Source organism: Rhizobacter sp. P1_G5 (assembly GCF_056405435.1).
Window position 1 is genome coordinate 1 of record NZ_JBFUCB010000321.1, and the last position, 6,735, is coordinate 6,735.

5 protein-coding genes and 1 pseudogene are annotated in these 6,735 nt (G+C 68.5%); 5 read left to right on the forward strand and 1 reads right to left on the reverse strand.

Annotated elements, in window-relative coordinates; all coding sequences use genetic code 11:
- The 3 genes and pseudogenes from AC1D12_RS20450 to AC1D12_RS20460 all read left to right on the forward strand — a co-directional run.
- A pseudogene (locus AC1D12_RS20450) lies at window positions 1-912 on the forward strand (glycoside hydrolase family 2 protein); the annotation flags it as partial.
- A complete protein-coding gene (locus AC1D12_RS20455; RefSeq protein WP_477842508.1) occupies window positions 902-2,710 on the forward strand; it encodes an alpha/beta fold hydrolase in 1,809 nt (602 codons plus the stop codon). The pseudogene AC1D12_RS20450 and the gene AC1D12_RS20455, both read left to right, overlap by 11 nt.
- A 121-nt stretch (window positions 2,711-2,831) precedes the next feature.
- Window positions 2,832-3,770: a hypothetical protein gene (locus tag AC1D12_RS20460; protein ID WP_477842509.1), complete on the forward strand. Its 939-nt coding sequence runs from the start codon at window positions 2,832-2,834 to the stop codon at window positions 3,768-3,770.
- Between the two features lie 45 nt (window positions 3,771-3,815).
- On the opposite strand, the gene galE is transcribed toward AC1D12_RS20460, so the two are convergent.
- Complete coding sequence (gene galE / locus AC1D12_RS20465) at window positions 3,816-4,829, reverse strand: UDP-glucose 4-epimerase GalE (protein ID WP_477842510.1); 1,014 nt, start codon at window positions 4,827-4,829, stop codon at window positions 3,816-3,818.
- A 114-nt stretch (window positions 4,830-4,943) separates the two neighbouring features.
- On the opposite strand from galE, the gene AC1D12_RS20470 reads away from it, so the two are divergent.
- Together AC1D12_RS20470 and ubiB are read left to right on the forward strand one after the other, a co-directional pair.
- On the forward strand, window positions 4,944-5,465 hold the full coding sequence (locus AC1D12_RS20470; protein ID WP_047503224.1) for a hypothetical protein: 522 nt from the start codon (window positions 4,944-4,946) through the stop codon (window positions 5,463-5,465).
- Window positions 5,466-5,467: 2 nt separating this feature from the next.
- On the forward strand, window positions 5,468-6,735 hold a 1,268-nt coding region (gene ubiB / locus AC1D12_RS20475; protein ID WP_477842511.1), incomplete at its 3' end, for a ubiquinone biosynthesis regulatory protein kinase UbiB.

The following is a 6,735-nucleotide window of genomic DNA, read 5'->3' on the forward strand; positions in this document are numbered from 1 at the left end:
CTGTGGAAGCAGCGCCAGCCGCGCGACAACGGCGCCGGTTGGGATTTCGAGGACATCCGCGACCACTACCTGCGCGAGCTCACCGGGCTCGATCCGGTCGCGCTGCGCAGCACCGACATCGCGCGCTACCTGGCCGTGTCGCGCGCGGTCACTGGCGAGGTGCTGAAGCGCGTGTTCGCCGAATGGCGGGCTCCCGGCAGCGTCTGCGGCGGCGCTCTGGTGTGGTTCCTGAAGGACCTGTGGCCCGGCGCCGGCTGGGGGCTGGTCGACAGCACCGGCCGGCCGAAGGCGGTGTACTGGGCGCTGAAGCGCGCCTGGGCGGCGCGCACCGTGCTGATCACCGACGGCGGGCTCGACGGACTGCAACTGCAGGTGCACAACGAGGGCAGCGCGCCGTTCGCCGGCAGCGTCGAGTTCACGCTGTACCAGGACGGCCAGGTGCGCACCGCCGGCGGCAGCATCGGCGTGATGCTGGCGGCGAACGAGCGCCTTGCGCTGCAGGCCGACGCGCTGGTCGGGCATTTCGCCGACACCGCGTATGCGTACCGGTTCGGGCMGCCGCAGCACGATGTGGCGGTCGCGCGGCTGATTGACGAGGCAGGCCGGACGCTGGCCGAGGACTTCCACTTCCCGCATGGCCTGGACCTGCCGCCGCAGCGCGCCGGTGCGTTGACGGCGCAGGCCGCGCGCCTCGACGACGGCAGCATCGAGCTGATGCTGGAGAGCACGGCGCTCATCCAGTCGCTGTACATCGAGTGCGCCGGCTACGCGGCCGACGACCTGCATTTCCACCTGGCGCCGCAGTCGCGTCGCACGCTGCGCCTGCGCCCGCTCGACGCCGCGCCGCGCAAGTTCAAGGCGCACCTCGGCGCGCTGAACCTGCGAGAGACGGTGACCGTCCGTGCGGACTGACGACATCCCGCTGCAGCCGGACGCCACGCGGCGCCCTGAGGTAAGGCGCGAGCCGCTGATGCTCGGCAGCGCCGAGCAGCCGCTGTTCGGCTGGTACCACGTGGCCGATGCGGTGCCGCGCCGCGATGCGGTCGTCGTGATCTGCAACCCGATGGGCTACGAGTACGCGCACGGCCACCGCTCGCTGCGCCACCTGGCCGACGACCTCGCGCGCTCGGGCGTGCCGGCGCTGCGTTTCGACTACCACGGCACCGGCGATTCGCCGGGGCTGGAGACCGACGCCGGCCGCTTGCAGCGCTGGCAGGACGACATCCATGCGGCGATCGCCGCGGCGCAATCGCTCAGCGGCAGCGCGCGCGTCGGCTTGCTCGGCGTGCGGCTGGGCGCGACGCTGGCGGCGCTGGTCGCCGTGCAGCGCGAGGTCGACTGGCTGGTGCTGTGGAACGTGTGCGCCTCGGGCCGGCGCCATGTGCGCGAGCTGCAGGCGCTCGACATGGCGGCCGGCGGCGGCCAGCGGCCGGTCAGCGCTCCGCTGGAGCCGGCGGGTTTCCTCGTGACCCGCGAGACGCAGGAGGCCGTGAAGGGCGTGCAGCTCACGCGCGAGGCCTTGCGTGTCAGCGGCCGCGCGCTGCTCGTCGCGCGCGACGACCTGATCGGCGAGGAAGAAGCGCTGCGCGAGCACCTGCTGACGCTCGGCATCGCGACCGATGCGATCGCCTGCGCCGGCTATGCCGACATGATGGCTGAGCCGGTGCACACCGTCGTGCCGCGCCAGGCGCTGGACGGCATCGTGCAGTGGATGGTGGCGCAGACCGCGCTGCGCGAGGCGGCACCGCCCTTGCTGCCGACGCCGGCCGGCGCGGCGCAGGCGCGCTTCGCGCATGCGATGGCCGAYGGCCGCACGATCACGCTGACCGAGACGCTGTGTGCGCTCGGCAGCGAAGGGCAGCTGTTCGGGCTGCATGTGCAGGCCGATGGGGTGGATGCCGCGCGGCCGATGATCGTGCTGTTCAACTCCGGCACCGTGCACCACGTCGGCCCGAACCGGCTGTACGTGACGCTCGCGCGCGAGTTCGCCGCGCTCGGCTTCCCGACGGTGCGCTGCGACCTGGAGGGCCTGGGCGACAGCGTGCAGCGCGGGACCGGTCGCGAGAACCACCCGTACCCCGACAGCGCGGTGCCCGATGCGCGGCAGATCCTGCACAGCCTGCGCGAGCGCTTCGGCGTGCACAGCTTCGTGCTGATGGGGCTGTGCTCCGGCGCCTACACCGCGTTCCAGACCGGGCTGGTCGAGCCGTCGCTGGTCAGCGAGCTGGTGCTGATCAACCCGCTGACTTGGCGCTGGGTCGAGGGCGATGCGGTGGACACGCAGCACTTCTCGGCGGTGGCGCACTACAAGGGCACGATGCGCCGGCTCGACAGCTGGAAGAAGCTGCTGCGCGGGCAGGTGAACCTGGTCTACCTCGGCGGCGTGCTGCTGTCGCACCTGCGCAAGCAGGTGATGTCGCGGGTGAGCGCCGTCAACGAGCTGCTGTTCCCGTCCCGCGGGCCACTGCTGTCGCGGCAACTGCGGCAGCTGTTCGCGGCGAAGCAGAAGGTGTCGCTGTTCGTGTCGTCCAACGATCCGGGCTGGGACATGCTGCAGGACGGTGCGCGGCAGACGGCACGGCGGGCGTTGAAGACCGGCGATCTGGCGCTGCAGTTCATCGACGAGGCGGACCACACGTTCTCGCGCGAGGCGGCACGGCTGCGGCTGGTGGCGGCGATCGGGCGCAGGCTGACAACCCGTTCGGGTTGAGCCTGTCGAAACCGGCGAGTCATACGGGCGTTTGGAACCATCAGCGAGCGCGTGTCACTCAGTGGACTCGTGTGCGGGACGCGTTCCCGTACGCAGTTGCATCACGCATTGCCACGTTGACATGAACCGCATCAAACCCAAGACCGCCCCCGGAAACAGACCGAGCCATTCACTCGACCCAAAGGGGCACAAAGGCCGGGATTTGCAGCTGTCGGTTGCAATCGCTGGTGCTCGTATCGCAGCCGCTGGGCGAGGCCTGCCCGGTGACTTGGCGAAGGAGATGGCGGATTGCTTCGTCAAGATGGGGGTGGATTTCGTGATTGATCTTGCGAAGTTGTTGCCCATTCCCATTCATGACGCGGAGGCGTTGCATCAAAAACTGTTCGAAGGGGAATGCACGGCATTGGCCGATGCCTATGTGAATGCCGCGACCGATGGCCGCAAGAGTGAGAAGCAGGAGATCATGGAAACGATCAGGGCCTTGCGGTGTGATTCCCCAAGAAGGATCAGTTTCCTCTGCGCGAGGCTCAGGGGTGCATCCCGTACTCTGAAGAACARGGGTTCCAAAATTCATAAGAACGACCGTGACCGGATCCGCCCGCTGTTGAAAGAGCTTTCTGCGCAGTCGGGACGATTGGCGAAGGCGCCGAATCTCGCCCGGGTGATCGGGTTGGCTGTCCAGGCGGAAGTCATCTCCGGGTTTGACTGGAAGACATGCGAACTGACGATCAATGAGGAGAAGATGGGGACACTCCTGTGCAAAGGTGAACTTCCGGAATTCCTTCTCCGTCTTTTCGATGACCTGCTCGTCGTCAATGTGGGGCAAGCGAAAGCCTTGTGGATGGTCGTCAAGGACTGCATGAATGACTCGACGAAAAAGAAGTTCGACAAGGTGAGGGATGCGATCGCAGGGTCCATTGACCAAGCAATTGCGGGGCAAAGCATCGAACCTTACATTGATACTCGACGACAGGATGAGTGGCGCCAAAGGCGTGCCCTTCTAGCCGAAGTGCAAGAAAGCCGTTTCGAGCCGAAGCCGAACAAGTGCCTTGTCTGCTGAATTGAATTGCGAACAGGGCCTGCGTGCATCGCCCTGATGCAGGCGCTACGCGAACCCGCGCGGATTCCCACTCTGCCAGCGCCACGCATCCGCGCACATCGCATCGATGCCGCGCGTCGCCGACCAGCCGAGCAGTTCGCGCGCCAGCGCCGGATCCGCATAGCAGGCCGCCACGTCGCCCGGCCGCCGCGGCGCGATGCGGTACGGCACCGCCTTGCCGCTCGCGCGCTCGAAGGCCTTTACGACCTCCAGCACGCTGTAGCCGCGGCCGGTCCCCAGGTTCACCGTCACCGAGCGCTGCCGCTCCAGCAGGAAGCGCAGCGCCGCGACATGCCCGTCGGCCAGGTCCATCACGTGGATGTAGTCGCGCACGCCGGTGCCGTCGGGCGTGTCGTAGTCGTCGCCGAACACCTGCAGGAACTCGCGCTGGCCGACCGCCACCTGCGCGACGTACGGCATCAGGTTGTTCGGCACGCCGCGCGGGTCCTCGCCGATGCGCCCGCTCGGGTGCGCGCCCACCGGGTTGAAGTAGCGCAGGAAAGCGATCTGCCACGCCGCATCGCAGCGCGCCAGCTCGCGCAGCAGCTCCTCGCCGAGCAGCTTGGTCGTGCCGTACGGATTGGTGGCCGACAGCGCCGCATCCTCGGTGATCGGCAGCCGCTCGGGCTGGCCGTAGACGGTGGCCGACGAGCTGAACACCAGCCGCTTGCAGCCATGGTCCTGCATCGCCTGCGCCACGTTGATCAGCCCGCCGAGGTTGTTGCGGTAGTACTCCAGCGGCTTCTGCACCGATTCGCCGACCRCCTTGTGCGCCGCGAAGTGCACCACCGCGTCGATGCGGTGCTGCCGGAACACCGCATCCATCGCGGCGCGCTCGCAGACATCGGCCTCGATGAAGACCGGCGCCTGCCCGCCCAGCTCGGCCAGGCGCTGCAGCACGATGCGCGAGCTGTTCGCGAAATTGTCGACACCCACCACGTCGAAACCGGCGGCCTGCAGCGCAAGCCAGGTGTGGGACGCGATGTAGCCGGTGGCTCCGGTCAGCAGGATGGTGGGCATGGAATGCGGCGCAGAGGGCAGGGCGCTGGATGATAAGTCGCTGTCGCGCCGCGGAGAGCCCCCGGGATGGAGTGTGCTGATGTGTCACCGACTGTGCCACCTACAATCCCGCGCATGTTGAATGCCTTCTTCGCGTCGCTCGGCGCCGGTGCGCTGGAGCGCATCACCCTGCTGCTCAACCACGTGATCGCGTCCGAGACCGTCGCCACCGACCGGCTCAAGCCGCATGCCGGCCGCAGCGTGCAGCTCTCGCTCACCGGCTGGCCCTCGCTGCTGCCCCCGCCGCCGCAGATCGCGTTCCGCGTGACGCCGGCCGGCCTGCTCGAATGGTGTGGCGAGGAGCCGCCCGCCAACCCCGATCTCCGCTTGACGCTCGACGCGTCGAACCCGGCGCGCCTGGCCGCACAGTGGTTCGGCGGCGTGCGCCCGAAGGTCGGCATCGAGGGCGATTCGGCCTTCGCCGCCGACGTCAGCTGGCTGATCGACAACCTGCGCTGGGACCTGCAGGACGACCTGGCCAAGATCATCGGCCCGGCCCCGGCGCATGAACTCTCGCGCTTCGCCGCGATGGTGGCCGGTGGCCTGCGCGAGGCGGTGCACGTGCTGCAGGGCCTGGTCAAGCGCCGCGGCGATTGACGATGAGGCACCTGCTGCGGTTGCTGTTCATCGGCTTCATCGTCCTGCGCTACGGGCTCGATGAGCTCGCGCTGTCGGGCTTCCGCCAGCGCTGGGTGCGGGCCCTGGTGCGGGTGATGACGCTCGRCCGCCGCCTGCACGCGCCGCGCGGCGTGCGGCTGCGCGAAGCGCTGGAGCGGCTCGGGCCGATCTTCGTCAAGTTCGGCCAGGTGCTGTCGACCCGCCGCGACCTGCTGCCCGACGACCTCGCCGACGAGCTGGCCCGGCTGCAGGACCGCGTGCCGCCGTTTCCGGCGGCGCTCGCCCGCCAACTGGTCGAGCACGCCTACGGCCGGCCGATCGAGGACATCTTCGCGAGCTTCGAGGCCGAGCCGGTGGCCAGTGCCTCGATCGCGCAGGTGCACTTCGCCACGCTGAAGAGCGGGCGCGAGGTCRCCGTGAAGGTGCTGCGCCCCGGCATGCTCGCGGTGATCGAGGACGACCTGACACTCCTGCGCAGCATCGCGCGCTGGATCGAGCGCCTGTCGTCGGACGGCAAGCGCCTGAAGCCGCGCGAGGTGGTGGCCGAATTCGACAACTACCTGCACGACGAGCTCGACCTGGTGCGCGAGGCGGCCAATGCCGCGCAGCTGCGCCGCAACATGCAGGGCCTGAACCTGGTGCTGGTGCCCGAGATGGTGTGGGACCTGTGCACCACCAGCGTGATCGTGATGGAGCGCATGTACGGCCTGCCGATCAGCCAGGCGCAGCGGCTGCGCGACGCCGGCGTCGACATCCCGAAGCTCGCGCGCGACGGCGTGACGATCTTCTTCACGCAGGTGTTCCGCGACGGCTTCTTCCACGCCGACATGCACCCGGGCAACATCCAGGTCAGCGTCGACCCGAAGACCTTCGGGCACTACATCGCGCTCGATTTCGGCATCGTCGGCACGCTGACCGAGTTCGACAAGGAATACCTCGCGCAGAACTTCATCGCGTTCTTCCGCCGCGACTACAAGCGCGTTGCCGAACTGCACGTGGAGTCGGGCTGGGTGCCGGCGAACACCCGCGTCGATGAGCTCGAAGGGGCGATCCGCGCGGTCTGCGAGCCGCACTTCGACCGGCCGCTGAAGGACATCTCGCTGGGCCAGGTGCTGCTGCGGCTGTTCCAGACCTCGCGGCGCTTCAACGTCGAGATCCAGCCGCAGCTGRTSCTGCTGCAGAAGACGCTGCTGAACGTCGAGGGGCTGGGCCGCCAGCTCGACCCGGAACTCGACCTGTGGAACACCGC